A 26,101-nucleotide genomic window follows, 5' to 3' on the forward strand; every position below is an offset into this window, starting at 1 on the left:
TCCTAGCCGACACGCCACATTCTTACGGGGTGTTGCTCAGCCAGGCATCCCCAGACCACCTCGACAACTGACAGGGAGGCGTTCGCAGTGCCACGGTACTAGCCGACGTCAATCGAAACGAAGCTGGCATAGCGTTCCCAAGTTCAGTGCAAACGGGCCTCTGAACATGGCCGTGATGTAGATCAAATCGTTCGCGCAGGAAAATCAATAAGAAGAGAGTTCCATGATTGTGTCGTCTTCTGCAGAGGAAAGACATTGCGCATTAGGTTTGCCCTCGCGGCCCTGTTGTTTGGATTTTTCCCCGCTACGGATGCATTTGCCGCAAAAGTCGAAGTTCTGATCGACCTTTCAGAGCAAAGAATGATGGTCGAAGTGGGCGGCGAAAATCGCTACAGCTGGCTTGTCTCCACGGCGCGGCGAGGCTACCGGACGCCAATCGGGCTCTTTCACCCGGTAAGGCTTGAGCGGATGTGGTTTTCAACGCGGTATGATTTATCGCCGATGCCATATTCGATTTTCTTTCGCGGCGGATATGCCATCCACGGCACGAACGAGATCGGCAAACTTGGGCGTCCCGTATCTCACGGTTGCGTGCGGCTTCACCCCGCTAATGCGCGTCGCCTCTTCGAACTGGTCAGACTGTATGGCAAGGGCGCGGCCGAAATAACCATCAGGCCATAAGACCATTTGTGGCGGGCGGGTGGTTACGAGGCATGCAAAATCCCACGACAGCCAATTGTCATCTCACCGTACGTATCGCGTGCTCTGTGCCTTGGTCTCATTTGGCCTTCACCCGACGATCCTGGTCTTGCGTAATCCTGCCGTCGACGACCTGGATGATGCGGTCGCAACGGCCAGCGAGATCGTGATTGTGGGTGACGATAAGGAAGGTCGTCCCACGCTCCGTGTTGAAGCGCCGCATCAAATCGAAGACGGCATCGGCCGAGACGGTGTCGAGATTGCCGGTCGGTTCATCGGCGAGCAGCAGCGCAGGATCCATCGCCAACGCACGTGCGATGGCTACGCGTTGCTGCTGACCGCCCGACATGTTCAATGCTCGATTGTTGCGCCACTTACCGAGGTCGACCCAATCCAGCAGTTCGTCGGCGCGCTGTTCCATCGCGGCGTCTGGCCGGCCATGGTCCACCAGCATCGGCATCATCACGTTCTCCCGTGCGGTGAAGGCGGAGATCAGATAATGGTACTGGAACACGAAGCCGATCGTATGGCCACGCAGGCTGGTCAAGGACGCTTCCGACAGCTGTGTCGTGTCCTCGCCGTGGATCGACAGCCGGCCGGAGGTCGGGCGATCGAGCAGCCCAATGATGTTGAGCAGCGTGCTTTTGCCCGATCCGGAAGGCCCCATCAGCGCCACGAACTCGCCCGGTCGTATGGTGACGTCTATGCCGTGTAGCACTTCGGTCTCGACCGGGGTGCCTACATTGTACGATTTGCGAATGCCCTCGAGAGCAAGCAGATCAGCCATGGATGGCATCCACCGGATCAAGGCTCGCGGCGCGCAGCGCCGGCACGATGCCGGCGATCACCCCCGTAATCGTCGCAAGTGCCGCCGAAGATACGAACAGGCTTGGCTCGATATAAAGCGGGAACAGTTCGGAGCCGTCGGCCTGGCGTGCATAGCGATGCCACACCATGAGAGCGGCTGCACCAATGGCTGATCCGGCAAGCGAGCCGACGAATCCGAGGACGCCGCCCTGGATCAGGAAGACCCTCAGTATCTGTCCGCGTCCGCATCCCATGGCGCGAAGAATGCCGATGTCCTTGGACCGCTGAAGCACGGACACCACCAGCACGGCCGCAATGCCGAATGCCACCGAGAGCCCGACAAAGATGCGGATCAGCGCACTGGAGAGGTTCTGGGCGCGGATCGCGGTGAAGAATTGGGCGTTGGTCTTGATCCAGCTGTCGGCCTCTACCGGCAGCGTCGCCTGAATGTCCTGTGCGATGGTCTCCGCCGCATAGACGTCGGTGACGGTGAGATCGATTGTCGTCACGCCGCCAAGCAGGCCGAGCAGGCTTTGAGCTGTCCGAAGTGCCACATACGCGTTGCGCTCGTTCGCACCCTTGTTGCCGAGATCGAATATCCCTCTGATTGTCAGGGTTCGGCTGCCGCCCGCGGCGGTGGCTACGTTGACCTTGTCACCGATCGTGGCGCCGATATCCTTGGCGAGTTCGAGGCCGACGAGAATGTCGTCGGAGCCAAGGTCTGAATTGCCGGCGACGATATAGTCCGGCACACGCACTATGCGGAAATAGCTGTCCGGCTCCATTCCAAAGATGCCGACACTGCGGCTGGCGTCGCCGCGCACCGCAAGCGCGGAACCCGACACGGTAGGCGATGCGATCACCACATCCGGTCGCGCCCTCATCGTGGCGAGGATCGTTTGCCACTGATCGATGGAGAGGATGCGTTGCGTCGGTTGCTGAACGATTGCGGCCTCGATTACTCCATCATCGTGCAATCTCAGCGGCCGGGCGACCTCCTGTGGTGCCAGAAGCTGGATCTGTGGCTGCGAGGTGAGCACACGGTTGGTGAAATTGGTCTGGACGCTCGTCAGCATGGCCGACATGAACACGATCACACCGACGCCGATGGCGATGCCGCTGAGGATGAATCCCGATTGCATTCGTCCTTCAGCGAGGAACCGGAGTGCCGCGATCCACGCAAATGTCAGCCAGGGCTTCATGATGCCACCGGCCTGATGCGCTGGCCAGCCCTGACGCCGGCGGCGACGGGAACAACGAGTTCTCCCTGCGAAAGTCCGTCTAGGACCTCTATCCGGTCACTCGTGCGCAGGCCGGTTCGAACCGGCTGTTCGCGCGGCCGGCCGTCGCGGACGACAAGAACCCAAGGTGAAGCGGATGTGGGATCATGCACCACTCGCGCCGGAACGATCAGGGTCGATGCGCGCTCGTCGATCTCGACATCCACCGAGACGGTCATGTCCTGGCGCAGATAGGTTGGCGGGGACGCGGCGGTGAGTTTCACCTCCACCGATGCACGTGTGATGTCGACCGATGGGTTGATGTAGGACACCTGGGCATTGAAGCGCTGGTCGGGATAGGCGTCCGCTGAAACCAATGCGTCCTGACCCACCCGAAGCAACCCCAGGTTCTTCTCATCGATCTGAAGCACCAGCTGGATATCACCGGCGGGCGCGAGCACGAGGAGCACATTTGCGGGCTGAACCACGGCGCCCCGTTCGACATTGCGTGTGATGAGGGTTCCGCCTCGCGGCGCGGTGATGGTGGCATAGCCAAGGCGCGCTTGCGCCGTGACGATATTGGCCCGCGCTTGGTTAAGCTGGGTCTGTGCCATCACGTAGTCGCTGCCACCAGGCTGGGCGGTATAGACTCCGAGCTCGGCCGTGCGGACCTGGGTGCGCGCGACATCGAGATCCCTGGTTGCCGCGTCCAGCGACTCGCGTGTGCCGAAACCTGTCTTGGAAAGTTGCTCAGCTCTTTGATAGGCGGCTTGGGCATTGACCAGCGTCGCCTGCGCCTGCTTCAGCGCCTCCTGCGCTGCCGGCAACGTGAACTCGCGCATCTGCCGCATCCGGGCCTCCGCCTGTTCAGCTGCGCCCTGCGCTTCAACGACCGCGGACTTCAATTCGCTCGACTCGAGCACAATGAGCGGCTGACCTTGATTGACCGCTTGCCCTTCTTCGACGAGCACATCTTCAACCGTACCGGTAACCTGGCTTCCAATATTGACGCGGTAGGGTGTCTCGACGTGGCCACTTGCCACGACGGTTCTTAGGAGGTCGCCACGGATCACAGGATAGACGACGACTTCAGGACCGACCAGCCAGCGGGCCAGCGCCAGAGCAAGGGCGACTGCCAGCAGGACCAGCCCGCCAAGCAACCATTTGTGAAGCCAGACGAAATGTCTGGCCGCCGATATGTTCGGCTTGTGTGACATCTCGGGACGCAAATCGGTGTTGGTCTGCAGCATGGCGGCCTCGAAGACTGAAATCTCAGAATTCATTATGGGGGCGCCACGCCGGTCACCTTGTGCCAGATCAATTCTGCCTGCGACTGTCGGCGTCTGGGTGACGTTTTTGCCGCGGCGAGAGTAACACGAAACGTGCGGCCGGTTTGATCCGCCTCAAAGCGCGGCTGCGCCCATCGCGCTTAGATGGGACTTGCTCGGAAACAGCCGGCAAACGGGAGAAGGTGTCACATGGGCTACAAAGATATCCTGGTGTTCCTCGACGGTTCCGTCGGAAACGTGGCGCGGGTGGACTTTGCTCTCTCGCTGGCAAAAGCACACGGCGCAAGATTGACTGGCGTCGACGTCGACTCCGCTGCAGCTTTCGCCGGCGAGTGGTCTGAACGCGCGAAATCGCTTGAAGAGACATTTCACGCCAGTGCGAACCGATTTGGTGTCGACGTTCGCTTCAAGGTCGCGGATCGTACCTCCCAGGAATGGAAGAACTACTATACACCCTATGCAGACCTGGTGATTGCCACCCAGCCCCACCGTGAGGTCGCCGACATGATCCTGCCTGAGGTGCCCGGGGATTTGTTGACGTCGGCAGGTGTGCCGATGATCCTGCTGCCACGCGACTGGCGGCCGAGACCCGTCGGGGAAGAAGTCGTGATTGCCTGGTCACCGAGCGGGCAAGCCTCCCGTGCGGTGCATGATGCGATGCCCCTTTTGACCCGAGCGCGGAAAGTGACGGTGTTCGCGTTCGCTCCGCCGGCCGATATAAAGGATACGGATATCGAATTGCTGCGCGATCATCTGCTTGCCCATGGCGTCAAAGCCGAGACCGACCGGTGGACGGACAGCGGCGACCTGTCGGCAATCGAGGCGCTGTTCGCTTCGCGCGCTGCGGAGGACGCCGACCTGATCGTGGCCGGCGCATATAGCCATTCGCGAATTCGTGAGGCCTTGTTCGGCGGAATGACCAAATCCCTGCTCGAGCAATTCTCGCTGCCGGTGTTCGTCTCGCACTGAATGTGCAATTGGCTGCGCAAATAGCCGAGCGATGCCCTGCGCGGGTTGCTACGATTTATGGCGAATGATGGCTGCTCCGATGAGGTCCTCCGGGGGCGGGGGGTTGTAATATCATTTTACCGATTGCTGATGCTGCGCAAGAAGGACCAGGCCGAGCGCCAGGAAGAGGAAACCATCCTCGATCTGTACAAGGCCGCACTCGGCATGGTGTAAGACTAGCCGGCCCCGGCACCGAAGCGGGTGCCGGAGATACGGTTTGAGCCATGAGCGAATTCGATTTCGGCGCCCGCCGCGCCTCTGAATTCCGCCAGCGCGGCTTCTGGACGCTGTTCGCCGAGCGGCATCCGGAAGAAAGGGCTCTGATGGCGAGGCGCGGCCCCTGGTTCTGGCAGCGCGGGCTGCCCGACTTCGCCTTGGTCCTTTCCATGTATGTCGCGCCGGCGCAGAACCATGTCGGCGTCTTCTTCGGCCGCAACGAGAAGTTCGGCGCCACGCAAGCCTGGTCGCGGTTGAAGCCGTTCCAGCCGGCGATCGAAGCCAGGCTGAAGCTCAAGCCGGAACAGAGTTGCGAGGGCCTCGGCATCAATTCGATGTGGCGGGTGAATTGTTATGCCGAGGACAATTGGCCCGCCATGGCCGACTGGCTGGTGACCGAATGCTCGCGTATCGAGCACGCGGTGACAGAAGTCCTGGGACAGGGGTAGATATCAGGTGTTGCCAAAAGGCGTCGGATCTTTCTTTCGCTCACGCTGGCAAGGGCTGGTGCCGCTCGACCGGCTGTTCTGGCGCGATCTTGTCCTTGTAGGCACGGCGATCAGCCTCGCCGCATCAGCGCTGGCGCTCGGCCTGCTCGGGTTGAAGTTGCCGCTCGGCCTTGTGCTGGCGGTGCATTTCGCGTCGGTGCCCTACAGCCTGTTCCTGACCATGGCCGTGTGGCGAACCACCGAAAAGATTACCGGTGCCAAGGCCTGGATAATGACGCTGGGCGCCACGCTGTGGCTGGTGGCGATGATCCTGGTCTGATCGTCTGCCCGAGGCGCGACGGATATTCCAACAAAAAAGGGCGGCCGAAGCCGCCCTCTCGTATTGCCGAACCCGGATGGCTCAAGCCGCCGGCTCGAATTTCAGCGCCACGCCGTTGATGCAATAGCGTAGGCCGGTCGGCGGCGGGCCGTCCTCGAAGACATGGCCGAGATGGCTGCCGCAGCGGGCGCAGTGGCATTCGGTACGGACCATGCCGTAGCTGCGATCGACGGTGTTTTCGACCGAGCCCGGCACCGGGTCGTTGAAGCTCGGCCAGCCGGTGCCGCTCTCGAACTTCAGCTTGGATTCAAACAAGGGCTGGTCGCAGCCGACGCAGGAAAAAGTGCCGGTGCGCTTCTCGTAGAGCAAGGCGCAGCTTCCCGGCCGCTCGGTGCCGTGGCCGCGCATGACGGCATATTGCTCCGGCGTCAGCCGGGCGCGCCATTCGGCGTCGGTACGGGTTACGGGGTAGGTGTGGGTGTCCATCTGATCTCCTCAGCCTTGCCGGCTCGTTGTTGATTGCAACCTCATATTCGCACCAAGATAGGCATTTGTTACGGCATTTGCCCGCATTTTCGATCGTGACCTTATCCGATAGCTGCGAGATAACGGGCGACCGATGTGCCTAATGCCGCTTTTGCATCCCCAATGACATTCTGGCTCCACCATGCGCCGTAGACATGGTTGAACTGGAACGACTCCAGTGCCGCCGCGATGCGGCACACCGCTGTCGCGTTGAGCGGAATCTGGTTCGGGTAGCTGTACATGAAGCTGACATGGCGGCGGGTCGGCGTCACCTGCAATATGTCGCCGGATAGCAAGGCGTTGCCGCCATCGCGTTTCCAATGCAGAACCTGGCCGCCGGCGAAGTGGCCGCCGCAGCGGATGAGCTTTAGCGAAGAGTTTCTGGCCAGCGTCCCGCCCTCCCAACTGACGATCGCCTTGTGAGGCCGCATGATCCACCGGCGGTCGTCGGCGTGGAGATAGATAGGCACACCGCCAAACGCCTTGCTCCAACAGGCCAGCACCGAATAATAATGACAGTGCGAGATGGCGATCGCTGTCAGGCCGCCGCGGCGGTTGATCTCGGCCACCGCCTCGTCGGCCACCATCGAGATGCAGTCCCACAGCACATTACCGTGCGGCGTCTGCGCCAGCAGCGCCCGCTGGCCGATGGCGAAGCGCGGCTCGATGCCGAAGGCGAGCACGCCGGCATCGTCCTTCATCACAAGCCGATGCCCTTCAGCAAGTTCCTGCGGCCTGATCCAAGCCTGCCCATCCCAGCGCACATATTGCCGCTCGTCCTCGCAGATCGGGCAGTGCTCCGGCGGCGTCTCGGTCGCCGCGAATTGGACGCCGCATTGCAGGCAGAGAAAGCAGGTCATTCCTGACGATCCATTCAATGCTTCCTTGAAAGCTGCTTCGTCGCGCCTTCCAGCCCAGTCAAGGTCAGCGGGAACATGCGGCCGCCAAAGATGTCGCGGATCATCACGATCGAATGGGTAAAGCCCCAATTCTTAGGGTTTTCTGGGTTCAGCCATACCGCGTTCGGCCATTGCCGCAGCAGGCGACCGAGCCAGACGGCTCCGGCCTCCGGATTCCAGTGCTCGACCGAACCGCCGGGATGGGCGATCTCGTAGGGGCTCATCGAGGCGTCGCCGACGACGATCACCTTGTAGTCCGGCCCGTATTTGCGGAGCAGGTCGAAGGTCGGAATCACCTCGGCATGCCTGCGGCGATTGTCCTTCCACACGCCCTCATAGAGGCAATTGTGGAAATAGAAATATTCGAGCTGGCGGAACTCGGCGCGGGCGGCCGAAAACAGCTCCTCGACGCTCTTGACGTGGTCATCCATCGAGCCGCCGACATCGAAGAACATCAGGAGCTTCACGGCGTTGCGCCGTTCCGGCCGGGTCTGCACGTCGAGATAGCCGTGCTCGGCGGTGGCGTGGATGGTGCCGGGCAGGTCGAACTCCTCCTCGGCGCCCTCGCGCACCCAGCGGCGCAGGCGCTTCAGTGCGATCTTGATGTTGCGGGTGCCGAGCTCGACCGCATCGTCGAAATTTTTGAATTCCCGCTTGTCCCAGACTTTGACCGCGCGGCGGTTGCGGCTTTCATGCTGGCCGATGCGCACCCCTTCGGGATTGTAGCCATAGGCGCCGAAGGGCGAGGTGCCGCCGGTACCGATCCATTTCGAGCCGCCCTGGTGACGGCCTTTTTGCTCCTCGAGTCGCTGCTTCAGGGTCTCCATCAGTTTCTCGAAACCGCCGAGCGCCTCGACCAGCTTTTTCTCCTCGTCGGTCAGGTGCTTTTCGGCGAGGCGGCGCAACCATTCCTCGGGGATGTTGGCGACATCGACGGCATCCGGCCCGCCCAGCGCTTCGATGCCCTTGAAGACATGCGCAAACACCTGGTCGAAGCGGTCGATATGGCGCTCGTCCTTCACCAGCGCCGCACGGGCGAGGTAATAAAAACCTTCGACGTCATAATCGACCAGCCCGGCTTCCAGCCCTTCCAGCAGCGACAGATATTCCCGCAGCGAGACGGGAACACGTGCTGCCTTCAGTTCGAGGAAGAAGGGGATGAACATGGTCTATCTACAGCAGATCATACTCGATGAAGCCAGTCCGTCGCGCCACATGATCATAGAGCTTGCGTGCTGTGGCGTTGGTTTCGTGCGTCATCCAGTAGACGTTCTTGACGCCGACCTTTTCTGCCGCCTGCTTCACCGCCTTGATCAGTGCTGCACCGACACCCTTGCCGCGCACATCCGGGTCGGCGAACAGGTCCTGAAGATAGCAGTTGTTGTGCTCCGACCAGCCGGAGCGATGGTAGAGATAGTGGGTGAGGCCGACGGCCTTGCCGTCGAGGGTCGCAATGAAACCCTTGGGTTCGAACTCGCCCGCCGTGAACAGCCGCTTCCAGGTGACGGCGTAGACCTCTTCCGGCAGTTTCGTCTCATAGAAGGTGAGGTAGTCGGTCCACAGGCGCCGCCAGTCGGCGTGGTCGGACTGCGCGAGCGGGCGGACAACAATCTCGGTCATTTCATTTCCTCCGAAGGGCGTTGGCCGAAGCTGCCTGCCTGTTTGGCCGGCAGCAACGGTCCACAGAAGGGAAAGCGCTGCTGCTACCCTATTGCTGCCGCCTGGCCATGAAGGCCAGCCGCTCGAACAGGTGCACGTCCTGTTCGTTCTTCAAGAGCGCCCCATGCAGCTTGGGCAGCGCGTTCTTCGGATCGGCACGCAAATCCTCCGGCGCGATGTCGTCGGCGACCAGCAGCCTTATCCAGTCGAGCGCCTCGGAGGTCGACGGCTTCTTCTTCAGCCCCGGCACATCGCGGATCTCGTAGAACTGGGTGAGGGCCGCGCGCACCAGGTTCTGCTTGATGCCGGGATAGTGGACGTCGACGATCTTGTGCAGCGTCTCGACGTCGGGAAAGCGGATGTAGTGGAAGAAGCAGCGCCGCAGGAAGGCGTCCGGCAGTTCCTTTTCGTTGTTGGAGGTGATGATGACGATCGGCCTGACGGCAGCACGGATCGTCTCGCCGGTCTCGTAGACGAAGAACTCCATCCGATCGAGTTCCTGCAGGAGGTCGTTGGGGAATTCGATGTCGGCCTTGTCGATCTCGTCGATCAGAAGCACGACCTTCCTGCCCGCCGCGAACGCCTCCCACAATTTGCCGCGCTTGATGTAGTTCTTGATGTCGTTGAACCTGATATCGCCAAGCTGGCTGTCGCGCAGGCGCGAGACGGCGTCATATTCGTAAAGGCCCTGCTGCGCCCTGGTGGTCGACTTGACGTGCCATTCGATGAGGTAGAGGCCAAGGGCGGCCGCCACCTGGCGCGCGAGTTCCGTCTTGCCGGTGCCGGGCTCGCCCTTGACCAGCAAGGGCCGCTCCAGTGCGATCGCGGCGTTGACGGCCACCATCAGATCCTTGTCGGCGACATAGGCTGCCGTGCCTTCGAAACGCATTTTTGCTCCTTGGTTGGTCATCGCGACCGTAAGGACGCGGCTCAGCCTGTGCAAGGGTGAGGTGTTGGCGGCGGCGAGGGCCTGAACCCGATACGGAAAGAATGCCCGTCTCACTGGCGCTTGGTCGACCGGGAGCCTATATTGGCTGGGACGGTCTGTGCTTCCCGGCAGGAGAACATTTTCCCCGGGGCCTTAACGATCCTTAGGGAGCTGTCCCTGGGAAGACCCGTGGGTTTTCTCACACGGCGCCCACCTACTTTGTAGGTTCCCGGGATCGCTCTCTCCACCGGTTGTGTGGATCGTCACTTATCGAAAAAGCCATATTTGGCGGATTTCGTCGTCGCGCCGCTTTGTGCGGTGCTCACGAACGAAAAGTTCGCTCCGCTCCTCCAAAACGTCGCTCCTAAAACTCCATCCAAATCTGACCTTTTCTATCGTCGGCGCATGACATCCTCGAAAGATCTGAAAAAGCAGCTTCGACGCGAGGCCCTCGGGCGCCGCGATGCGCTCGATGAATTCTGGCGGGTGGAGGTCGCACTTGAAATGGCCGAGACGGCGCGCGATCACCTCGTCGTCGAGCCGGGCCAGATCGTTTCCGGTTTCTGGCCGATGCGTTCCGAAGTCGACGTTCGGCCGCTGATGTTCGCCTTGCGCGAAAAGGGCGCACGGCTTTGCCTGCCGGCCATTCTCGACAAGACCACCATCGTTTTTCGCGAACTGGTGCGCGGCGCGCCGATGGTCGAAATGGGCTTCGGCACGGTCGGTCCGCACGAAGAAGCCGAGGTGCTCGATCCCGCGGTGATGCTGGTGCCGCTTGCCGCTTTCGATGCGCGCGGCCATCGCATCGGCTATGGCGCCGGCTACTACGACCGGGCCATCGCCAGGCTGATCGACAAGGGAAAGCCGCCGCGGCTGATCGGCATTGCCTTCGACTGCCAGGAAGTGGCGCTGGTACCGGATGAGAACCACGACGTCATCATTCCGGAAATACTGACCGAGAGCGGGTTGCGTCGCTTCGCGCCAAAATTGTAGATAAGTACAAGGGACGCATGATCTTTCACTGGCGTCACGCAGCTTTCGCTGACCTTCGGTGCGGGATCATATGAGACTTCTCTTCCTCGGTGACATGGTTGGAAAGACGGGACGCACGGCGGTGTGGGAACAGCTGCCTGGCCTGATCTCCGACTTCAAACTCGATTTCGTCATCGTCAACGGCGAGAACGCCGCCGGCGGATTCGGCATCACCGAAGAGATATTTCGCGAAACCATCGCGGCCGGTGCTGATGTCGTCACCACCGGAAACCATGTCTGGGACCAGCGCGACGCTCTCGCCTTCGCGCCGCGCGAAGAGCGCTTTCTGCGCCCCTCCAACTTTCCCAAGGGCACGCCCGGGCGCGGCTCCGGGGTCTACATCGCCAGGAGCGGCGCGCGCGTGCTGGTCGCCAACATCATGGGCCGGGTGTTCATGCATCCCGAGCTCGACGATCCGTTCCAGGCCGGCGAACGCGAGCTTGCCGCCTGCCCGCTAGGCGAGCAGGCGGATGCCGTGATTATCGACTTCCACGCCGAGGCGACCTCGGAAAAGATGTGCTTTGCGCATTTCGTCGACGGCCGCGCCAGTCTCGTCGTCGGCACCCACACCCACCAGCCGACCGGCGATCACCAGATCCTCAATGGCGGCACCGGTTATATTTCCGACGCAGGCATGTGCGGCGACTATGATTCCTCGCTCGGCATGGACAAGGAGGAACCGCTCAACCGGTTCCTGTCGAAAGTGCCGAAAGGGCGTTTCGAGGCAGCCACCGGACCGGCGACATTGTGCGGGGTCGGCGTCGACATTTCCGACCGCACGGGGCTGGCCGAGCGGATCGCGCCGTTTCGTCGCGGCCCGCGGCTGGAGGAAACCGCGCCATCCTTCTGGTCGTGACATTGATATAGGCGCGCGCAGTACCTAATTGCCGGCGACACTGCTCTAGATCGTAGGGGACGACCTCCATGCAGCTCATCGAATTCCTGGCGCCGCATTTCCAATTCGTGTCCGACCCAACGGCATGGGTCGCGTTGCTGACGCTGGTGGTGCTGGAGATCGTGCTTGGCATCGACAACCTGATCTTCATCTCGATCCTGACCAACAAGCTGCCGGAAGCGCAAAGGGCCCGCGCCCGCCGCCTCGGCATCTCGGCGGCGCTGATCATGCGGCTGGTGCTGCTGGCCACCATTTCGATCATCGTCCAGTTGACGGCGCCGGTGTTCACGGCCTTCGGCCATGGCTTTTCCTGGCGCGACCTGATCCTGATCGCCGGCGGCCTGTTCCTGGTCTGGAAGGCGACCAAGGAGATCCATCACACGGTCGATCCCGACGATCACAAGGACTCGATGTTGGGCGAGACGCTGCAGATCAGCCTTGCCGGCGCGATCTTCCAGATCCTGCTGCTCGACCTGGTCTTCTCGATCGATTCGATCATCACCGCCGTCGGCATGACCGACGAGATCGCCATCATGTACATCGCCGTGATCGTCGCGGTGAGCGTGATGATGCTGGCGGCCGGGCCGCTTGCCAATTTCATCGCCAAGAACCCGAGCATCGTCATGTTGGCGCTGGGCTTCCTGCTGATGATCGGCATGACGCTGATCGCCGACGGCATGGGCTACCATGTGCCCAAGGGCTATATTTACGCGGCGATGGGTTTTTCGGCGCTGGTCGAAGGGCTCAACATGCTGGCGCGGCGGCGAAGGAAAGCGAAGTCGGGCGGTGGGCACTGAGGTCGCGACGGCTGGACGAATTGAGCCGATTTATCTATAAGCCGGCCATTCCGACAGAGAACGCCGTGCTTCCACGAGTTGCACCTGGGACGCTCTGAAATTTTGAATTCGGGCATTGCAGAAGACGAGGTGAGATCACTTCGCTTCGGGATGCTCTAGCCGAGAAGACGACAGGGGTGCCATGGCTGGCCATTCACAGTTCAAGAACATCATGCACCGCAAGGGCCGCCAGGATGCGGTGCGGTCGAAAATGTTTTCCAAGCTGGCGCGCGAAATCACCGTCGCCGCCAAGAGCGGGACGCCCGATCCATCGATGAACCCACGCCTGCGCCTGGCCGTGCAGAACGCCAAGGCGGTGTCGATGCCGAAGGACAACATCCAGCGCGCTATCAACAAGGCCTCGATGGGCGATGCCGAGAACTACGAAGCCGTGCGCTACGAGGGCTATGGTCCAGGCGGCGTCGCCGTCATCGTCGAAGCGCTGACCGACAACCGCAACCGTTCGGCCTCGAACGTGCGCGCCGCCTTCACCAAAGCCGGCGGGGCGATGGGCGAAACCGGCTCGGTGTCGTTCATGTGGGACCGCGCCGGCGAGATCTACTATCCGGCATCGGCCGGCAGCGCCGACAAGATCATGGATGCGGCGATCGAAGCCGGCGCCGATGATGTGGAGTCGGATGAGGAAGGCCATACAATCTACTGTGCCTTCGAAAATCTCGGCGAAGTGTCGAAGGCGCTGGAAGGCGCGCTCGGCGAGGCTGAATCGGTGAAACCGATCTGGCGGCCGCAAAACAATGTTCCGGTTGACGAGGAGCGAGCACAGTCGCTGATGAAGCTGGTTGCCACGCTCGAGGATGACGATGACGTGCAGAGCGTCTACGCCAACTTCGAAGTCGACGACGAGACCATGGCCAAGCTCAGCGCGGCATGAGCGAAGCTCAGCCTGGCATGAGCGGAGCTCAGCTAGAGACATAAGCGGAGCTTGGTCTGACATGAGCGAAAAAGCGCTTCCCGCCATCCGCATCACTTATTGCACGCAGTGCCAGTGGCTGCTGCGTGCAGGCTGGATGGCGCAGGAGCTGCTGTCGACTTTCGGCACCGATCTCGGCGAGGTGACGCTGGTGCCCGGCACTGGCGGCATCTTCACTATTTCCTGCAATGAAACGCTGATCTGGGACCGCAAGCGCGATGGCGGCTTTCCGGACGCGGCCAAGCTCAAGCAGCTGGTCCGTGATGTCATCGACCCGGATCGCGATCTCGGCCATGCCGGCCGCAAGGGTCACACGTCAAAAGACCAGACGCAGAAGGACCCCGCCTGAGCGGGGTCTTTTGTGTATCGTGGGCGCCCAGCCGGCAGCGCAGCCGCGAGCGGGTCGAACGCATGCTGGCCGCGGCCTCGGCGCTGATTGCCGAGCAAGGCAGCGATGCCATGCGCATGGGGTGAGGTGGCGGAACGGGCAGGGGTGTCGATCGGTTCGCTCTACCAGTTCTTTCCGGACAAGCGGGCGATCATCTGGGCCCTGGCCGAGCGCTACACCGCCGAGAGCCAGGCCTGCATCGCCGCAGCACTGGCTGACGTCAGCGACGCAGAAGGGCTGGGCCAAGCGTTTTCGGGACTGGTCGATATCTACTACGGATTGTTCCTGGCGGAGCCGGTGATGCGTGACATCTGGTCAGGCACGCAGGCCGACAAGGCACTGCGCCAGCTGGAACTCGCCGACAGCCGGGCCAATGCCGAATTCCTCACCGCGGTGCTGAAACGGCTGCGGCCGGCAGCCGATCCGGCGGCGCTGGAAACCACGGCGTTCCTCGTCTGGCAAATGGGCGAAGCCGCCATGCGGCTGGCGATTTCCGTCGAGCGGCAGGAGGGCGACAGGCTGGTCGCCGCCTACAAGCGCATGGCGCTCAGGGAATTGCTGGCTGAATAGGGCCGTGGAACCGTGTCACAGGCTTAAAATCGCAACAAAAAACCCGCCTCGTGAGCGGGTTTCTGATTGCGGAGCGCTGTTTGGTTTAGAGGCCGAAACCTTCGAAACGCTTCTTGAACTTCGACAGGCGGCCGCCACGGTCGAGCAGGGTCTGCTGGCCGCCGGTCCAGGCCGGGTGGGTAGTCGGGTCGATATCGAGGTTCATCGTATCGCCTTCCTTGCCCCAGGTCGAACGGGTCATGTATTCGGTGCCGTCGGTCATGACGACCTTGATGGTGTGGTAATCGGGATGAATGTCGGTCTTCATGGGCTCGGTTCCTGGCTTGCCGGCGCTGGCGACGGGCATAAGCCTGCGTCGATGCGCCCCTTTTTAAAACTCGAAGCCGCAGCTATTGAGGAGCCACGGCTTCTAAAACGGTCGGCGAGCCTATACATCAGCCGGAATTGAATCACAAGGCTGCGGCAAGCGCATATTGAGGCGCGGACCCCAAGGGCGGCTAGAGGAACATCGGGATGGCGCAAATCAGCAGCGCAGACGAGCGCAGGCGCTCGCTCAAGCCGCTCAGGCGCCTGTTTCCTTACATCACGCAGTATCGCAGGCTGGTCATCGGCGCCATCATCTCGCTGGTCATCGCCGCGACGACGACACTGGCGCTGCCGCTGGCGGTGCGACGCATGATCGATCATGGCTTCTCGTCGTCCAGCCCAACCTTCATCGCCGAATATTTCGCCGCGTTGGTGGCGATGGCCGCCCTGCTGGCGGCGGCATCGGCCGGACGCTACTATTTCGTCATCACGCTCGGCGAGCGCGTCGTCGCCGACATCCGCCGCGATGTCTTTGCCCATGTCACGACGCTGTCGCCGTCCTTCTTCGACACCGCCCAGTCGGGCGAAATCGTGTCGCGGCTCSCCGCCGACACGACGCAGGTCAAGTCGGCGGTCGGGGCGACGGCCTCGGTGGCGCTGCGCAACCTCATCCTCGGCCTCGGCGCGGTGGGGATGATGGTCATCACCAGCCCGAAACTGTCCGGCCTGGTCATTGCCGCCATACCCGTCATCGTGCTGCCGCTGGTCGCCTTTGGCCGCTCGGTGCGGCGCAAGTCGCGACAGGCGCAGGATACGCTTGCCGATGCCACCGCCTATGCCAGCGAGCAGATAGGCGCGGTGCGCACCTTGCAGGCCTTCACCAATGAGAAGCTGGTCACCGGGCATTTCTCGGCCGCGGTGGAAGCTGCCTTCGAAGCGGCGCGCTCCTCGATCTTCGCGCGCTCCTTCCTCACCTTCTTTGCCATTTTCACCATCTTCTCGTCCGTCGTGGCGGTGCTGTGGTTCGGTTCGCGCGACGTGCTCGAAGGCTCGATATCGCCGGGCACGCTCGGTCAGTTCCTGCTCTATTCGGTGTTTGCCGCCGGCGCGCTGGGCGCCCTATCGGAAGTCTGGGGCGAGCTTGCGCAGGCGGCGGGCGCTGCCGAACGGCTGACCGAGATCCTGGCAGAGAAGCCGGCGATCCTGGCTCCGGCCGATCCGAAGCCGCTGCCTGCGGTCGCCAAGGGTGCGATCGTCTTCGACAATGTCTCCTTCTCATACCCGGCAAGGCCCGACCGCGCTGCCGTCCATGGCTTGAGCTTTCAGGTCATGCCCGGCGAGACGGTGGCGATCGTCGGCCCGTCAGGGGCCGGCAAGAGCACGGTCTTTTCGCTGATCCTGCGTTTCTACGATCCCGAAACCGGCAAGATCCTGATCGACGGCGTCGATGTGCGCGAGGCCGATCCTGTTTCCGTCCGCGAGCGCATCGCCATCGTGCCGCAGGACGTCACCATCTTTGCGGCAAGCGCGCGGGACAATATCGGTTTCGGCCGGCCGGGAGCCAGCAAGGCCGAGATCGAGACGGCGGCGAAAGATGCGCTTGCCGACGAATTCATCCTCAAGCTCGAAAACGGCTATGACAGTCAGGTCGGCGAGCGCGGCGTGACGCTGTCCGGCGGCCAGCGCCAGCGGGTGGCGATCGCCCGCGCCATCCTGCGCGACGCGCCGATCCTGCTGCTCGACGAGGCCACCTCGGCGCTCGACGCCGAAAGCGAGACGCTGGTGCAGATGGCGCTGGAACGCCTGATGCAGGGCCGCACCACCATCGTCATCGCCCATCGCCTGGCAACGGTGCTGAAGGCCGACAGGATCCTGGTCATGGATGGCGGCTCGATCGTCGAGGAAGGCACGCATCAGAGCTTGGTCGCCAAGGGCGGAATCTATGCGCGGCTGGCCAAGCTGCAGTTCGAAACCGGCGCCAGCGCCTTCAGGGGCGCGGCAGAGTAGTCAGAAACATCTGCTGCTGCGCCGACCGCCGCTATGAGGCTCCATAGCGCTGCTTCAAATGGTTGACGAAATATGCCGCGTTGAGCTTTTCGCCGGTGGCGCGCTCGAGTAGGTCCGGCGTCGACCAGCGTGACCCCTGCGACCAGATCTTTTGGCGCCGCCAATGGTTGATCGCCTCGAAATTGCCCTTGGCGAGATCCTCATCGGCGGCAGGATGTGCCCGCGTCAGCGCCGCCCATTGCTGTGCCGCCATCATCGCGCCCAGCGTGTAGGACGGGAAATAGCCGAAGGCGGCCCCCGGCCAATGCACGTCCTGCATCGGCCCGTCGGCGGGGTTGTCGATGGTGGAAAGGCCGAGATAGTCGCGCATCTTGGCGTCCCAGGCTTCGGGCAGGTCGGCCACTTCAAGCCTGCCCGCGACGAGCTCCTGCTCCAGTTCGTAGCGCAGGATGACATGCAGGGGATAAGTCACCTCGTCGGCATCGACACGGATCAGGCCGCGCTCGACGCGATGCACATGCGGCAGGATGTCGTCGAGCGACCAGGCTTCGCCGAGATGCTTTTCGACCACCGGCAGCGCCCAGCGCCAGAAGGCCGGGTTGCGGCCGAGCTGCTTTTCGACGAACAGGCTCTGGCTTTCATGCACGGCCATGCCGCGCGCCTTGCCGAGCGGCCAGTGCGACCATGCCTTCGGCAGGTTCTGTTCGTAGAGCGCATGGCCGGTCTCGTGCAGCACGCCCATCAGCGCCGACAGGAAATCAGACGTCTTGTAGCGGGTGGTGATGCGCACGTCGCTCGGCACGCCGCCGCAGAAAGGATGATGCGACACCGACAGCGACCCGTGCGTCAGGTCGAAGCCGACCGCCGCCATCATGGCAAGGCCGAGCTCGCGCTGCCGGTCGATCGCATAGGTGCCCGAAAGCGGTTTCAACGGGCGCTTGCGCAGCCGCGCGTCCTGGATCGCCAGCGCCTCCGGCACAAAGCTTTTCAGGAAAGCCTTGAGATCGGTGAACACAGGCGTGATGTCGGCGGTGCGGTTGCCGGGATCGTATTGCTCCATCAGCGCGTCATAGGGGGCAAGGCCGAGCACGTCGGCACGCAGCCCCGCCTCCTCGCGCACCAGCGCCACCACGCCCTCCAGCGCCGGCTGGAAGCCAGCCCAGTCGTTCTTGGCACGCAGGTCGCGCCACAGCTGCTCACAACGCATGCGCGCGGTCGTCTGGCGTTCGACGAATTCGACCGGCAGGCAGGTCAGGTTGGTGTATTGCCGCCGCAGTTCGGCGACGGCGGCGCGCTGCTCTTCACCCAACGCTTCCTGTTCGGCCACAGCGATCCAGTCCGCTATCTCCGGCGCCGTTGCCCTGGTGTGATACATGCCGGCCAGTGCCGACATCGCCTCGGCGCGCTTCTCGCCACCGCCGACGGCCATGTGGGTCGCTTCGTCGGCGCCGAGGATGGCCAGCGCATGCTCGAGCGCTTCGAGTTTGTGGCCGAGGTCATCGAGTTTCTGAAAGGACATGGCGGCTTCCGTGATTGGGGACGGCGCGAAAAGATACCAACGCAAAGGCGTTTGCAACCCTCAGGCACCAGGCGGCGGATGCATCTTGCGCAGGTAAGGTCACGCGTGAAATGCTGCCGGCGACACATGAAGGGGCGAACAACATGATCGGCAACATCCTGGTCGGGCTGGTGGCCTTGATCCATGTCTACGTCGTCTACCTGGAGATGGTGCTGTGGGACACGCCGCGCGGGCACAAGGCTTTCAATCTGACGCCCGAATTCGCCAGCGCTTCGAAGGTGCTCGCCGCCAATCAGGGGCTCTACAACGGCTTCCTTGCCGCCGGCCTGATCTGGGGGCTTTACCTCGGTACGGCCGGTTTCCAGGTCAAGCTGTTCTTCCTGTCGTGCGTGGCTGTTGCCGGCCTCTATGGCGCGGCCACGGTCGGCCGGAAGATCCTGTTCATCCAGACCGTGCCGGCGGTGATTGCCCTGATCGCGGTCTGGCTTGGCTGGTAAGCAAAGAAGGACGCCTGCGGATTTGACTCCCGAAGGCGTCAGGCGGTCCCTTCCTGTTGGACCGTCTCAGGCGCTGCGATTTCAGCCGCTCGGGTAGTTACCGCCGTCGGCACCGTCGCCCATCAGGAAACACTGCCGGTATTAAGCCTCAGCTGCTGGTCGACATTGTCGAGGCGGCGCTGCAGATCATGGTATTGCGCGGCCGGTATCCTGCCATGATCCGACGCCGCGATCTTCTCGGCTGCCTGGCTAATGTGCGCCGTGCGCATTTCCAGCCGCTTGGCCACGGCCGGCGTGATGTTGTTGGCCTGCTTGGCGGCGACTATGCCTTCGCGCATGCCCTGGACCTGTTGGATGAGACCCTCGACGCGCAGGTCCGTGAAATCGGTCGGGTCGGTCGCGTCGAGAGCGCCCTTGTTGTGATGGCCGCAGCATAGGCGTCAGCAAGCGGAACGGCGATGAGGAACGCTGTGAGTGTTGCACTTCTAAGCGAGGTCTTGGGAGTGAAAGAGCTCATCACCCGTCTCCTCTTGTAGAGGAAGGCGGTGGTCGTTCCGCCTGCCTTCTGGCCGTGGGCCGTCCGGTTCCGTCGCGTCGCGATGAGGGGGATTCATCGCCGGCGGTTCTCGGCCCAGGCGGGAAGCTAGGACCGCTCTGCGACAATGTGTAATTAGAAAAAGATAATCTTTTCTGGCCTTTCCGGCTCCATTCTGCGCCCTAGAGTTGAGCCGGCGAACAAATTCGCGTGGGTTCGCGTGATGATGGATCAACGTTCGGTGAGCTTCAGTTCAATACGGCGGTTCTTGTTGCGCGCCTCTTCGGTGTCGGCGGGATCGAGCGGCTGGAACTCGCCGAAACCGGCGGCGACCAGGCGGTTGGCCGGCACGCCGTTCTCGATCAGGAATTTCACCACCGAGGTCGAACGCGCCGTAGACAGCTCCCAGTTGTCGCGGTAGCGGCCGGTGCCGGAGAGCGGCTTGTTGTCGGTATGGCCGTCGACGCGCAGCACCCAGTTGATCTCGGGCGGGATTTCCTTCTGCAGCTCGATGATGGCGTCGGCGAGTTTCTTCATCTCGACCTTGCCGGCATCGTTGATCACCTCGGAGCCGGTAGGGAACAGCACTTCCGACTGGAAGACGAAGCGGTCGCCGACGATGCGGATGTTCTCGCGGTCGGCGAGAATCTCGCGCAAGCGGCCGAAGAAGTCGGAGCGGTAGCGGTTCAATTCCTGCACACGCTGTGCAAGTGCGACGTTCAGGCGGCGGCCGAGATCGGCGATCTTGGTGTTGGAATCGCGGTCGCGGGTTTCGGAGACGTTGAGCGCATCCTCGAGCGCGCCGATCTGCTTGCGCAGAGCCGCGATCTGCTGGTTGAGGATCTCGACCTGGCTCAGCGCCTGCTGACTGATCTGGCGCTGGCTGTCGAGTTCGCCGCCGAGCGCCGCGGCGCGCTGGTTGGCGGCGTCGCCGGCACCAGCACCTTGCGCCAGCAATTGTTCGAGCCGGCTCTTCTCCGCTTCCGTTGCCGACAGGGACGCCTGCAGATTGGCCAGCGAATCATCCTTGTCCTGCGCCGTAGAGCGCTCCAGCGCCAACAACTGGGTCAGCTCGTTGATCTGCGAGTTGAGGCGCGAGAGCGCCGTATCCTTGCCGGAGATTTCGCGTCCCAGCAGGAACTGCGCCAGCACGAAGACCGTGAGCAGGAACATGATCGCCAGCAGCAGCGTCGACAGCGCGTCGACGAAGCCCGGCCAGTAGTCGATGCGGCGATCGGTGCGCCGGCCCCTGGCAAGTGCCATGTTAGTGGACCCCGGGCTTCTTCAGCGCGTCGGCGATCTTTTCCAGCGTGTTGCGCATCGCCTTCTGCTCGTCGGATTGGGCCTCGACCCAGTCGCGCATGATCTGCTGTTCCGAGCGCATGTTCTTGACCAGGCCGGAAATGCCGTCGGCGAGATTGGCCATCGCCGTGGCGACGCGCGGATTGGAACCGCCGCCATTCTCCTGCATGCTGCGCAGCCGTTCGGACAGCACCCGGATCTCGTCGGAGGATTCGGTTTTGGCCGGGTCGGAGACGACGATGTCGGACGACAGATCGGTGACCGAGGACAGCCAGTTTTCCAGCTCGGTGTAGAAGCGCGTCTGGGCGCGGCCGGCCTGCAGGTCGAGGAAGCCGAGCACCAGCGAGCCGGACAGGCCGAACAGCGAGGACGAGAAGGCCGTGCCCATGCCGGCCAGCGGCGCCGAAAGCCCCTGCTTCAGGGAATCGAGCACCGCGGCGGCGTCACCCGTGCCAGGATCGAGCGATTCTATGGTCTCGCGGATCGACCCGATGGTGTTCAACAGGCCCCAGAAGGTGCCGAGCAGGCCGAGAAACACCAGCAGGCCGACGAGATAACGCGAGGTGTCGCGGCTTTCGTCGAGGCGGGTGGCAATGGAATCGAGCATGGTACGCATCGAACTGGTCGAGAAGGCCGTCGCCGAGGAGCGGCCGATCATCGCCTTCATCGGCGCCAGCAGCACCGGTTCGGTGGTCTCCGAGCCGGCACGGAAGGAGTTGACCCAGCGCACTTCGCGAAACAGCCGCCCGACCTGGGCGAAGGCCAGCAGGATGCCGACCACCAGCACGCCGACGATCAGGCCGTTGAGACCGGGATTGCTGCCGAAGGCGGTCGAAATCTGGCGGGTCAGGATAGCGGCGATGAAGGCGACGATGACCAGGAAGATCACCATGGTCAGCAGAAAGACCTGCGGGCTCGACAGTTTGTGGGGGTCGTAGATCAGGACATCAGAACGTCTGCCCATGCCGAAGGATCTGAGAAAAGCCATCCGTGCCCCGTTTCCGATGCCGCCGCCGATCACGTAAACCGCGACTCTAAACGGAATTGTGACCAAATTGAATGGCGCTTGGCAATATTGCCGCGTCGATAGTCTGTGTCAGAGGCGATTGATGACCAGACAGTCAACCATGGCGGCCAGATGCAGGCCGGCGCCGGTGACAACGAAACCGTGCCACAGTGCATTGTGGAAGCGCAGGCCTTTCCAGGCGAAGAAGATGACGCCGCAGGAGTAGACGATGCCACCTGCGACGATGAGCGCGATCGATGTCGTCGGCAGTGTTTGGACAAGTGGCCTGACCAGGACGATCCCGCTCCAGCCGATGGCGAGATAGAAGCCGATGGCCAGCCGATCGAAACGGCCGGGAAAAAACACCTTGATGGTAATGCCCAGCACGGCTGCGGTCCAGACGAGGACGATCATCCAGCGCGCCAGCGGCGAGCCTCCGAGCTGGGCCAGGAAAGGCGTGTAGGTCGCGGCGATCAGGAGATAGATCGCGGCGTGGTCGAAACGCCGCAAGACCCATTTCGCCGGCGACGACACCGGCCATAGGTTGTAGGTCATTGACACCGACAGCACGGTGAGCAGCGAAACCACGTAGAAGGTGGCGGCGATGTATTCGCCCGGTCCGACACGAAAAGCCGCCAGCGCCAGCAGTGCGGAACCGGCCGATATCGCCAGCACGATGCCGACCGCGTGGACGATGCCGTCGGCGATCATCTCGGCGCGCGAATAGTGCCAGCGTCCGATGAACGGGATGTCGGGGATGGGCTTGATGTCGTTCACTGCCGGGTTTCCTGCGCCGCGCACCACAAATCTGTGCGCTCACCGAGCAGTATTTCAAGTCTTGTTTGCGGTTTTACGACTGCGGCGCTTCAGCGCGCCGTCATGTCAGCGCGGCTTGCCTGTCAACGAGAAGGGAGCGGCTTCTTGACGACCTTGAGCAAAGCGCGTTGGATGACCTCGTTGCCGGCGACAACCGAGCCGTTGTCGAGCATGTCCTGGCCGCCATCCATGTCGGAGACGAAGCCGCCCGCCTCGCGGATCAGCAGAAGCCCGGCGGCGATGTCCCAGGCGGACAGGCCGGTTTCCCAGAAGCCGTCCATGCGGCCGGCAGCGACATAGGCGAGATCGAGCGAGGCGGAGCCGAGGCGGCGGACGCCGGAAACCTCGGCCATGACATTGCGCAGCTCGACGAGGAAATTGCCATGGTGGCCGCGGCCGAGATGCGGCATGCCGCAGCCGATCACCGTATCGACCAGCTTGATGCGGCCGGCGACGCGCAGGCGGCGATCGTTCATGAAGGCGCCGCCGCCACGTTCGCAGGTGTAAAGCTCGTCCATCGCCGGATTGTAGATGACGCCGGCAACAATCTGCCCCTGCCGCTCCAGCGCGATCGAAACGGCGAAGAGCGGGATGCCATGCAGGAAATTGGTGGTGCCGTCGAGCGGGTCGACGATCCAGCGATGCTGGCCGTCGTCGCCTTCCACTGCGCCGCGCTCTTCCATCAGGAAGGCATAGCCTGGCCGTGCCTTGGACAGCTCGGCAAAGACGATATCCTCGGCCTTGCGGTCGGCCTGGCTGACATAGTCGCCGGGACCTTTCATCGAGACCTGAAGGTTCTGCACCTCGCCGAAGTCGCGCGACAGCGAGCGGCCGGCTTTCATTGCGGCCTGGACCATGACGTTGAGAAGGGCTGAGCGTGCCATAGTGGATCTTCCTGGTGCTGCACTTAAGCTCTGGCTTGATGCATGTCGGTGACCCAAAACCGAGGCCACTTTTGGGCGACATGCATCAGTCCGCGCGGCGCACGTAAGTGATTTCGTTGGTGTCGACGATGATGCGCTCGCCGGCGCCGATGAATGGTGGCACCAGCACACGGATGCCGTTTTCCAGGATCGCCGGCTTGTAGGACGAGGCCGCCGTCTGGCCCTTCACCACCGGGTCCGCCTCGGTGATGGTCAGCGTCACATAGTCGGGCAGCGAAATGCCAATCGGCCTCTCTTCGTAGAGCTGGACCGTCACCATCATGCCGTCCTGCAGGAACGCAGCGCGATCGCCGACGAAGTCCTTGTTCAATTCGAGTTGCTCGTAGCTCTGGGTGTCCATGAACACCAGCGCGTCTTCCTGCGCATAGAGGAAGGAAAAGTCCTTCAGGTCGAGCCGAATCTGTTCGACCGTCTCGGCCGAGCGGAAGCGCTCGTTGAGCTTGGTGCCGTTGATGAGGTTCTTCAGTTCGACCTGATTGTAGGCGCCGCCCTTGCCGGGCTTGACGGTGTTGGTCCTGACCGCCACCCAAAGGCCGCCATCATGCTCGATGACATAGCCCGGACGGATTTCGTTGCCATTGATTTTGGCCATGATGAGGTGATCCGGAATGGATACCAACGGCCTGGCCGTTGATATGGGATGTTCGCTGGGAAAGCGATTTCGGGCTCCCAAGACCACAAATCGTCAGAAGAGGCAAGGGAGCGCCAAGTCGGCGCCGAACCGGAGAGGCCGTCAGGGCAGGCGGTTTGCCTTCTGCAGGGCCTGCTTGGTTTCGTCATCGCTCAGCCCTTGCAGGAAGTCGTCCATCTGCGGATCGATGAGACCGGCCCGGCGGGCGACGATGTACCAGGCACCGGCCAGGACAAGGTCCGGATCGGTGCCAATGCCTTGCATATAGAGTTTTGCGAGGCGGTTCTGGGCGGCGACATTACCGCCCTCCGCCGCCTGCTTCATCCAGCCGAAGGCGGATTTCAGGTCGCGCGCACCGCCACGGCCTTCGATCATCCAGGCGGCGAGATCGATCTGCGCGGTGTCGTAATTCTGCCGTGCCGCCTGCGCCAGCAGGCGCCTTGCCTGCACATCGTCTCGTTGCTTGCCGCCGACGCCGTTCGCGTAGATCTGCGACATCGCATATTGCGCGTCGGCGAGGCCGGTCGCGGCGGCGCGCTCGTAGTAGGAGACCGCCTTGGCTATGCCGGCGTCGCCGGGGTCCTGCTCGACCAGCATCTGCGCGAAATTGAACTGCGCCAGCCGGTTGCCGGCTTCGGCGGCGGCCTGCATCAGTGCATAGGCCCCCTTTTCGTCCTTCTTCACGTAGCGGCCATCGAGCAGCATGAGCGCATACTGGAACTGCGATTCCGGCACGCCCTGTTCGGCGGCCAGCGCGTACCATTTCGCTGCTTCCGCCGAATTGAGCGGCACACCGAGCCCGCGCGACAGGATCTCGGCCACCAGCGTCTGCGCCGCCGGGTCGCCGTTTTGCGCCCGGACCAGCGCGAGATTGTAGGCTGTCTTGTAGAGACCGCGCTGGAAGGCGCCATAGGCAGCATCCGCGGGTTTTGCGCCGAAGCGATCGGGGTTTATTGTGTCGGCCGACGGCAGCGGCGCCGGTTCCGCAGTGGTGGCGGGCTGTGGCAGCGGCTTGTCGATAGGCTTGTCGCTGTGGATGCCGATTTCCGGCTTGGGTTGCGGCAGCGGGATGCTCTCCGCGGCCGCCGCCTGGACCATCAGCACCGCAAGCAGAGCCTGGAGGGGAAGCCTCGCCGAGGGCACGTCAGTCCTCGAAGCGCGGCGCGGTCTCGTCGAGCAGCGCGTTGGCGGTGGCGACCGCTGTCTTGGGATCGGTGCCGTCGGCGAACACGGCGCTCGACAGCGCCACGAATTCAGCACCTGTGGCGCCCACTGCTTCCACCGAGGCGATGTCGGACCCGGCCATGACAATGCACGGGATCTGGATCATGTCGGCCCACCATCTGCCGAGCGACAGATTGCGCGGATGCGGTTCGGGCTTGTTGTCGTAACCGAAGCGGCCAAAGAAGATGTAATCGGGCCGTGTCTCGCCAAGCTCGAGCGCGTCGTCGCGCGTCTTGGCGCCGCCGGTGCCGACCATCATCTTTGCCTGGAAATGCTCGATCGTCTCGGCGAGTTCGGCCTTGGAGACTTCGACATGGATGCCGTCGGCCTGGACGCGGCCGGCTATGCGGGTGTCGCCGGCGATGATGACAGCAACGCCGGCGGCTTGCGCTGCCGGCACGATCTGTTCGGCGAAAGCCTGGAAGGAGGCCTCGTCCATGCCGTTCTCGGGCAGGATCAGCGAAGCGACGTCGCCGCCTTCGAATGCCGCGGCGATACGGGCCGCCGGCACGCCGGGCGGCGCGATCAGTACGATGCGACAGCGGTTGGGGGGCGTTGCGTCATTCATGGTTCTTCGGGTCCCGCGTTTCGCCTATGCCGGGCGAAGATGGTTGGATTGCGGCATAGAGCAAAGTGCCCGCCTT

At 62.7% G+C, this 26,101-nt stretch carries 28 protein-coding genes, 1 other RNA gene and 3 pseudogenes; 14 read left to right on the top strand and 18 right to left on the bottom strand.

Annotated elements, in window-relative coordinates; all coding sequences use genetic code 11:
- Positions 1–255 precede the first annotated feature (255 nt).
- Entirely contained in the window at positions 256–681 is a 426-nt protein-coding gene (locus ASD12_RS13545) for a L,D-transpeptidase (RefSeq protein WP_056586378.1), read from the top strand.
- Between the two features lie 97 nt (positions 682–778).
- Here the strand turns inward: ASD12_RS13545 and ASD12_RS13550 are convergent, their stop codons facing one another.
- Genes ASD12_RS13550 through ASD12_RS13560 form a run of 3 tightly spaced genes read right to left on the bottom strand, consistent with a single transcriptional unit; the run spans position 779 to position 3,943 of the window.
- The gene (locus ASD12_RS13550; protein ID WP_056586381.1) at positions 779–1,486 is read right to left on the bottom strand and encodes an ABC transporter ATP-binding protein; all 708 of its coding nucleotides are present in this window, start codon (positions 1,484–1,486) and stop codon (positions 779–781) included.
- Positions 1,479–2,708, bottom strand: coding sequence for an FtsX-like permease family protein (locus ASD12_RS13555; protein WP_056586384.1), 1,230 nt, complete (start codon positions 2,706–2,708; stop codon positions 1,479–1,481). The genes ASD12_RS13550 and ASD12_RS13555 overlap by 8 nt, the downstream gene beginning before the upstream one ends.
- Positions 2,705–3,943 carry an efflux RND transporter periplasmic adaptor subunit gene (locus ASD12_RS13560; RefSeq protein ID WP_156398592.1) on the bottom strand — a complete coding sequence of 413 codons (1,239 nt, stop codon included), beginning with the start codon at positions 3,941–3,943 and terminating at the stop codon, positions 2,705–2,707. Before ASD12_RS13560 ends, ASD12_RS13555 begins: the two co-directional genes overlap by 4 nt.
- A gap of 261 nt (positions 3,944–4,204) precedes the next feature.
- On the opposite strand from ASD12_RS13560, the gene ASD12_RS13565 reads away from it, so the two are divergent.
- From ASD12_RS13565 to ASD12_RS13575, 4 genes and pseudogenes are all read left to right on the top strand, one after another.
- Entirely contained in the window at positions 4,205–4,984 is a 780-nt protein-coding gene (locus ASD12_RS13565) for a universal stress protein (RefSeq protein ID WP_056586387.1), read from the top strand.
- Positions 4,985–5,107: 123 nt separating this feature from the next.
- Positions 5,108–5,197 (top strand): annotated as a pseudogene (locus ASD12_RS35290) (GapR family DNA-binding domain-containing protein); the annotation flags it as partial.
- Positions 5,198–5,247: 50 nt separating this feature from the next.
- Entirely contained in the window at positions 5,248–5,688 is a 441-nt protein-coding gene (locus ASD12_RS13570) for a hypothetical protein (RefSeq protein ID WP_056586390.1), read from the top strand.
- A 7-nt stretch (positions 5,689–5,695) separates the two neighbouring features.
- Complete coding sequence (locus tag ASD12_RS13575; RefSeq protein WP_056586392.1) at positions 5,696–6,007, top strand: hypothetical protein; 312 nt, start codon at positions 5,696–5,698, stop codon at positions 6,005–6,007.
- A gap of 81 nt (positions 6,008–6,088) precedes the next feature.
- On the opposite strand, the gene msrB is transcribed toward ASD12_RS13575, so the two are convergent.
- From msrB to ASD12_RS13600, 5 genes are all read right to left on the bottom strand, one after another.
- On the bottom strand, positions 6,089–6,493 hold the full coding sequence (gene msrB / locus ASD12_RS13580) for a peptide-methionine (R)-S-oxide reductase MsrB (RefSeq protein WP_056586395.1): 405 nt from the start codon (positions 6,491–6,493) through the stop codon (positions 6,089–6,091).
- A gap of 101 nt (positions 6,494–6,594) precedes the next feature.
- The gene (locus ASD12_RS13585) at positions 6,595–7,392 is read right to left on the bottom strand and encodes a hypothetical protein (protein WP_056586399.1); all 798 of its coding nucleotides are present in this window, start codon (positions 7,390–7,392) and stop codon (positions 6,595–6,597) included.
- Positions 7,393–7,406: 14 nt separating this feature from the next.
- A complete protein-coding gene (locus tag ASD12_RS13590) occupies positions 7,407–8,597 on the bottom strand; it encodes a VWA domain-containing protein (protein ID WP_056586402.1) in 1,191 nt (396 codons plus the stop codon).
- Between the two features lie 7 nt (positions 8,598–8,604).
- Positions 8,605–9,051, bottom strand: coding sequence for a GNAT family N-acetyltransferase (locus ASD12_RS13595; protein WP_056586405.1), 447 nt, complete (start codon positions 9,049–9,051; stop codon positions 8,605–8,607).
- A gap of 88 nt (positions 9,052–9,139) precedes the next feature.
- Positions 9,140–9,979, bottom strand: a complete 840-nt coding sequence (locus ASD12_RS13600) for a MoxR family ATPase (RefSeq protein WP_056586408.1) — start codon at positions 9,977–9,979, stop codon at positions 9,140–9,142.
- Between the two features lie 149 nt (positions 9,980–10,128).
- Here ASD12_RS13600 and ssrS point away from each other — a divergent pair.
- The 7 genes and pseudogenes from ssrS to ASD12_RS13630 all read left to right on the top strand — a co-directional run bounded on the left by ssrS (position 10,129) and on the right by ASD12_RS13630 (position 14,670).
- Positions 10,129–10,284: non-coding RNA, 6S RNA (gene ssrS, locus ASD12_RS33115), on the top strand.
- 139 nt (positions 10,285–10,423) lie between these two features.
- Positions 10,424–11,011 (top strand): 5-formyltetrahydrofolate cyclo-ligase, encoded by a 588-nt coding sequence (locus tag ASD12_RS13605; RefSeq protein ID WP_056586876.1) that lies wholly within the window; start codon positions 10,424–10,426, stop codon positions 11,009–11,011.
- Positions 11,012–11,081: 70 nt separating this feature from the next.
- Entirely contained in the window at positions 11,082–11,906 is an 825-nt protein-coding gene (locus ASD12_RS13610) for a YmdB family metallophosphoesterase (protein ID WP_056586411.1), read from the top strand.
- Positions 11,907–11,974: 68 nt separating this feature from the next.
- On the top strand, positions 11,975–12,742 hold the full coding sequence (locus ASD12_RS13615; protein WP_056586414.1) for a TerC family protein: 768 nt from the start codon (positions 11,975–11,977) through the stop codon (positions 12,740–12,742).
- A gap of 181 nt (positions 12,743–12,923) precedes the next feature.
- On the top strand, positions 12,924–13,673 hold the full coding sequence (locus tag ASD12_RS13620) for a YebC/PmpR family DNA-binding transcriptional regulator (RefSeq protein WP_056586417.1): 750 nt from the start codon (positions 12,924–12,926) through the stop codon (positions 13,671–13,673).
- A 61-nt stretch (positions 13,674–13,734) separates the two neighbouring features.
- The gene (locus ASD12_RS13625; protein ID WP_056586420.1) at positions 13,735–14,061 is read left to right on the top strand and encodes a SelT/SelW/SelH family protein; all 327 of its coding nucleotides are present in this window, start codon (positions 13,735–13,737) and stop codon (positions 14,059–14,061) included.
- Positions 14,058–14,670, top strand: a pseudogene (locus tag ASD12_RS13630) (TetR/AcrR family transcriptional regulator). Before ASD12_RS13625 ends, ASD12_RS13630 begins: the two are co-directional and overlap by 4 nt.
- Positions 14,671–14,755: 85 nt before the next feature.
- Here the strand turns inward: ASD12_RS13630 and rpmE are convergent.
- A complete protein-coding gene (rpmE, locus tag ASD12_RS13635) occupies positions 14,756–14,977 on the bottom strand; it encodes a 50S ribosomal protein L31 (protein WP_006327661.1) in 222 nt (73 codons plus the stop codon).
- 206 nt (positions 14,978–15,183) lie between these two features.
- Between rpmE and ASD12_RS13640 the strand changes: the two genes are divergently transcribed.
- Positions 15,184–16,983 carry an ABC transporter transmembrane domain-containing protein gene (locus ASD12_RS13640; protein ID WP_056586423.1) on the top strand — a complete coding sequence of 600 codons (1,800 nt, stop codon included), beginning with the start codon at positions 15,184–15,186 and terminating at the stop codon, positions 16,981–16,983.
- A 31-nt stretch (positions 16,984–17,014) separates the two neighbouring features.
- Here the strand turns inward: ASD12_RS13640 and ASD12_RS13645 are convergent, their stop codons facing one another.
- On the bottom strand, positions 17,015–18,502 hold the full coding sequence (locus ASD12_RS13645) for a carboxypeptidase M32 (RefSeq protein ID WP_056586425.1): 1,488 nt from the start codon (positions 18,500–18,502) through the stop codon (positions 17,015–17,017).
- Between the two features lie 143 nt (positions 18,503–18,645).
- On the opposite strand from ASD12_RS13645, the gene ASD12_RS13650 reads away from it, so the two are divergent.
- Complete coding sequence (locus tag ASD12_RS13650) at positions 18,646–18,999, top strand: DUF1304 domain-containing protein (RefSeq protein ID WP_056586878.1); 354 nt, start codon at positions 18,646–18,648, stop codon at positions 18,997–18,999.
- 81 nt (positions 19,000–19,080) lie between these two features.
- Here ASD12_RS13650 and ASD12_RS13655 read toward each other — a convergent pair.
- The 8 genes and pseudogenes from ASD12_RS13655 to ASD12_RS13690 form a co-directional block, all read right to left on the bottom strand.
- Positions 19,081–19,516, bottom strand: a pseudogene (locus tag ASD12_RS13655) (hypothetical protein).
- Between the two features lie 249 nt (positions 19,517–19,765).
- Positions 19,766–20,797 carry a peptidoglycan -binding protein gene (locus tag ASD12_RS13660; RefSeq protein WP_056586428.1) on the bottom strand — a complete coding sequence of 344 codons (1,032 nt, stop codon included), beginning with the start codon at positions 20,795–20,797 and terminating at the stop codon, positions 19,766–19,768.
- Between the two features lies 1 nt (position 20,798).
- The gene (locus tag ASD12_RS13665; RefSeq protein WP_056586431.1) at positions 20,799–21,824 is read right to left on the bottom strand and encodes a MotA/TolQ/ExbB proton channel family protein; all 1,026 of its coding nucleotides are present in this window, start codon (positions 21,822–21,824) and stop codon (positions 20,799–20,801) included.
- Between the two features lie 108 nt (positions 21,825–21,932).
- On the bottom strand, positions 21,933–22,619 hold the full coding sequence (locus tag ASD12_RS13670) for a hemolysin III family protein (RefSeq protein WP_056586434.1): 687 nt from the start codon (positions 22,617–22,619) through the stop codon (positions 21,933–21,935).
- A 122-nt stretch (positions 22,620–22,741) separates the two neighbouring features.
- A complete protein-coding gene (locus ASD12_RS13675; protein ID WP_056586436.1) occupies positions 22,742–23,542 on the bottom strand; it encodes an inositol monophosphatase family protein in 801 nt (266 codons plus the stop codon).
- A gap of 85 nt (positions 23,543–23,627) precedes the next feature.
- Positions 23,628–24,194: an elongation factor P gene (gene efp / locus ASD12_RS13680; RefSeq protein ID WP_013529127.1), complete on the bottom strand. Its 567-nt coding sequence runs from the start codon at positions 24,192–24,194 to the stop codon at positions 23,628–23,630.
- A 141-nt stretch (positions 24,195–24,335) separates the two neighbouring features.
- The gene (locus ASD12_RS13685) at positions 24,336–25,376 is read right to left on the bottom strand and encodes a tetratricopeptide repeat protein (RefSeq protein WP_082525416.1); all 1,041 of its coding nucleotides are present in this window, start codon (positions 25,374–25,376) and stop codon (positions 24,336–24,338) included.
- Between the two features lies 1 nt (position 25,377).
- Positions 25,378–26,025, bottom strand: a complete 648-nt coding sequence (locus ASD12_RS13690; RefSeq protein ID WP_056586439.1) for a thiamine phosphate synthase — start codon at positions 26,023–26,025, stop codon at positions 25,378–25,380.
- Positions 26,026–26,101 lie beyond the last annotated feature (76 nt).

It is taken from the genome of Mesorhizobium sp. Root102 (assembly GCF_001425625.1).
Lineage (GTDB): Bacteria > Pseudomonadota > Alphaproteobacteria > Rhizobiales > Rhizobiaceae > Mesorhizobium.

What these genes read in the sequence shown, in the direction of transcription:
- ASD12_RS13550 (WP_056586381.1), bottom strand. Translation starts at nt 1,486, where the DNA reads ATGGCTGATCTGCTTGCTCTCGAGGGCATTCGCAAATCGTACAATGTA.
- ASD12_RS13555 (WP_056586384.1), bottom strand. Translation starts at nt 2,708, where the DNA reads ATGAAGCCCTGGCTGACATTTGCGTGGATCGCGGCACTCCGGTTCCTC.
- ASD12_RS13560 (WP_156398592.1), bottom strand. Translation starts at nt 3,943, where the DNA reads ATGTCACACAAGCCGAACATATCGGCGGCCAGACATTTCGTCTGGCTT.
- ASD12_RS13565 (WP_056586387.1), top strand. Translation starts at nt 4,205, where the DNA reads ATGGGCTACAAAGATATCCTGGTGTTCCTCGACGGTTCCGTCGGAAAC.
- ASD12_RS13570 (WP_056586390.1), top strand. Translation starts at nt 5,248, where the DNA reads ATGAGCGAATTCGATTTCGGCGCCCGCCGCGCCTCTGAATTCCGCCAG.
- msrB (WP_056586395.1), bottom strand. Translation starts at nt 6,493, where the DNA reads ATGGACACCCACACCTACCCCGTAACCCGTACCGACGCCGAATGGCGC.
- ASD12_RS13585 (WP_056586399.1), bottom strand. Translation starts at nt 7,392, where the DNA reads ATGACCTGCTTTCTCTGCCTGCAATGCGGCGTCCAATTCGCGGCGACC.
- ASD12_RS13590 (WP_056586402.1), bottom strand. Translation starts at nt 8,597, where the DNA reads ATGTTCATCCCCTTCTTCCTCGAACTGAAGGCAGCACGTGTTCCCGTC.
- ASD12_RS13595 (WP_056586405.1), bottom strand. Translation starts at nt 9,051, where the DNA reads ATGACCGAGATTGTTGTCCGCCCGCTCGCGCAGTCCGACCACGCCGAC.
- ASD12_RS13600 (WP_056586408.1), bottom strand. Translation starts at nt 9,979, where the DNA reads ATGCGTTTCGAAGGCACGGCAGCCTATGTCGCCGACAAGGATCTGATG.
- ASD12_RS13605 (WP_056586876.1), top strand. Translation starts at nt 10,424, where the DNA reads ATGACATCCTCGAAAGATCTGAAAAAGCAGCTTCGACGCGAGGCCCTC.
- ASD12_RS13610 (WP_056586411.1), top strand. Translation starts at nt 11,082, where the DNA reads ATGAGACTTCTCTTCCTCGGTGACATGGTTGGAAAGACGGGACGCACG.
- ASD12_RS13615 (WP_056586414.1), top strand. Translation starts at nt 11,975, where the DNA reads ATGCAGCTCATCGAATTCCTGGCGCCGCATTTCCAATTCGTGTCCGAC.
- ASD12_RS13620 (WP_056586417.1), top strand. Translation starts at nt 12,924, where the DNA reads ATGGCTGGCCATTCACAGTTCAAGAACATCATGCACCGCAAGGGCCGC.
- ASD12_RS13625 (WP_056586420.1), top strand. Translation starts at nt 13,735, where the DNA reads ATGAGCGAAAAAGCGCTTCCCGCCATCCGCATCACTTATTGCACGCAG.
- rpmE (WP_006327661.1), bottom strand. Translation starts at nt 14,977, where the DNA reads ATGAAGACCGACATTCATCCCGATTACCACACCATCAAGGTCGTCATG.
- ASD12_RS13645 (WP_056586425.1), bottom strand. Translation starts at nt 18,502, where the DNA reads ATGTCCTTTCAGAAACTCGATGACCTCGGCCACAAACTCGAAGCGCTC.
- ASD12_RS13650 (WP_056586878.1), top strand. Translation starts at nt 18,646, where the DNA reads ATGATCGGCAACATCCTGGTCGGGCTGGTGGCCTTGATCCATGTCTAC.
- ASD12_RS13660 (WP_056586428.1), bottom strand. Translation starts at nt 20,797, where the DNA reads ATGGCACTTGCCAGGGGCCGGCGCACCGATCGCCGCATCGACTACTGG.
- ASD12_RS13665 (WP_056586431.1), bottom strand. Translation starts at nt 21,824, where the DNA reads ATGGCTTTTCTCAGATCCTTCGGCATGGGCAGACGTTCTGATGTCCTG.
- ASD12_RS13675 (WP_056586436.1), bottom strand. Translation starts at nt 23,542, where the DNA reads ATGGCACGCTCAGCCCTTCTCAACGTCATGGTCCAGGCCGCAATGAAA.
- efp (WP_013529127.1), bottom strand. Translation starts at nt 24,194, where the DNA reads ATGGCCAAAATCAATGGCAACGAAATCCGTCCGGGCTATGTCATCGAG.
- ASD12_RS13690 (WP_056586439.1), bottom strand. Translation starts at nt 26,025, where the DNA reads ATGAATGACGCAACGCCCCCCAACCGCTGTCGCATCGTACTGATCGCG.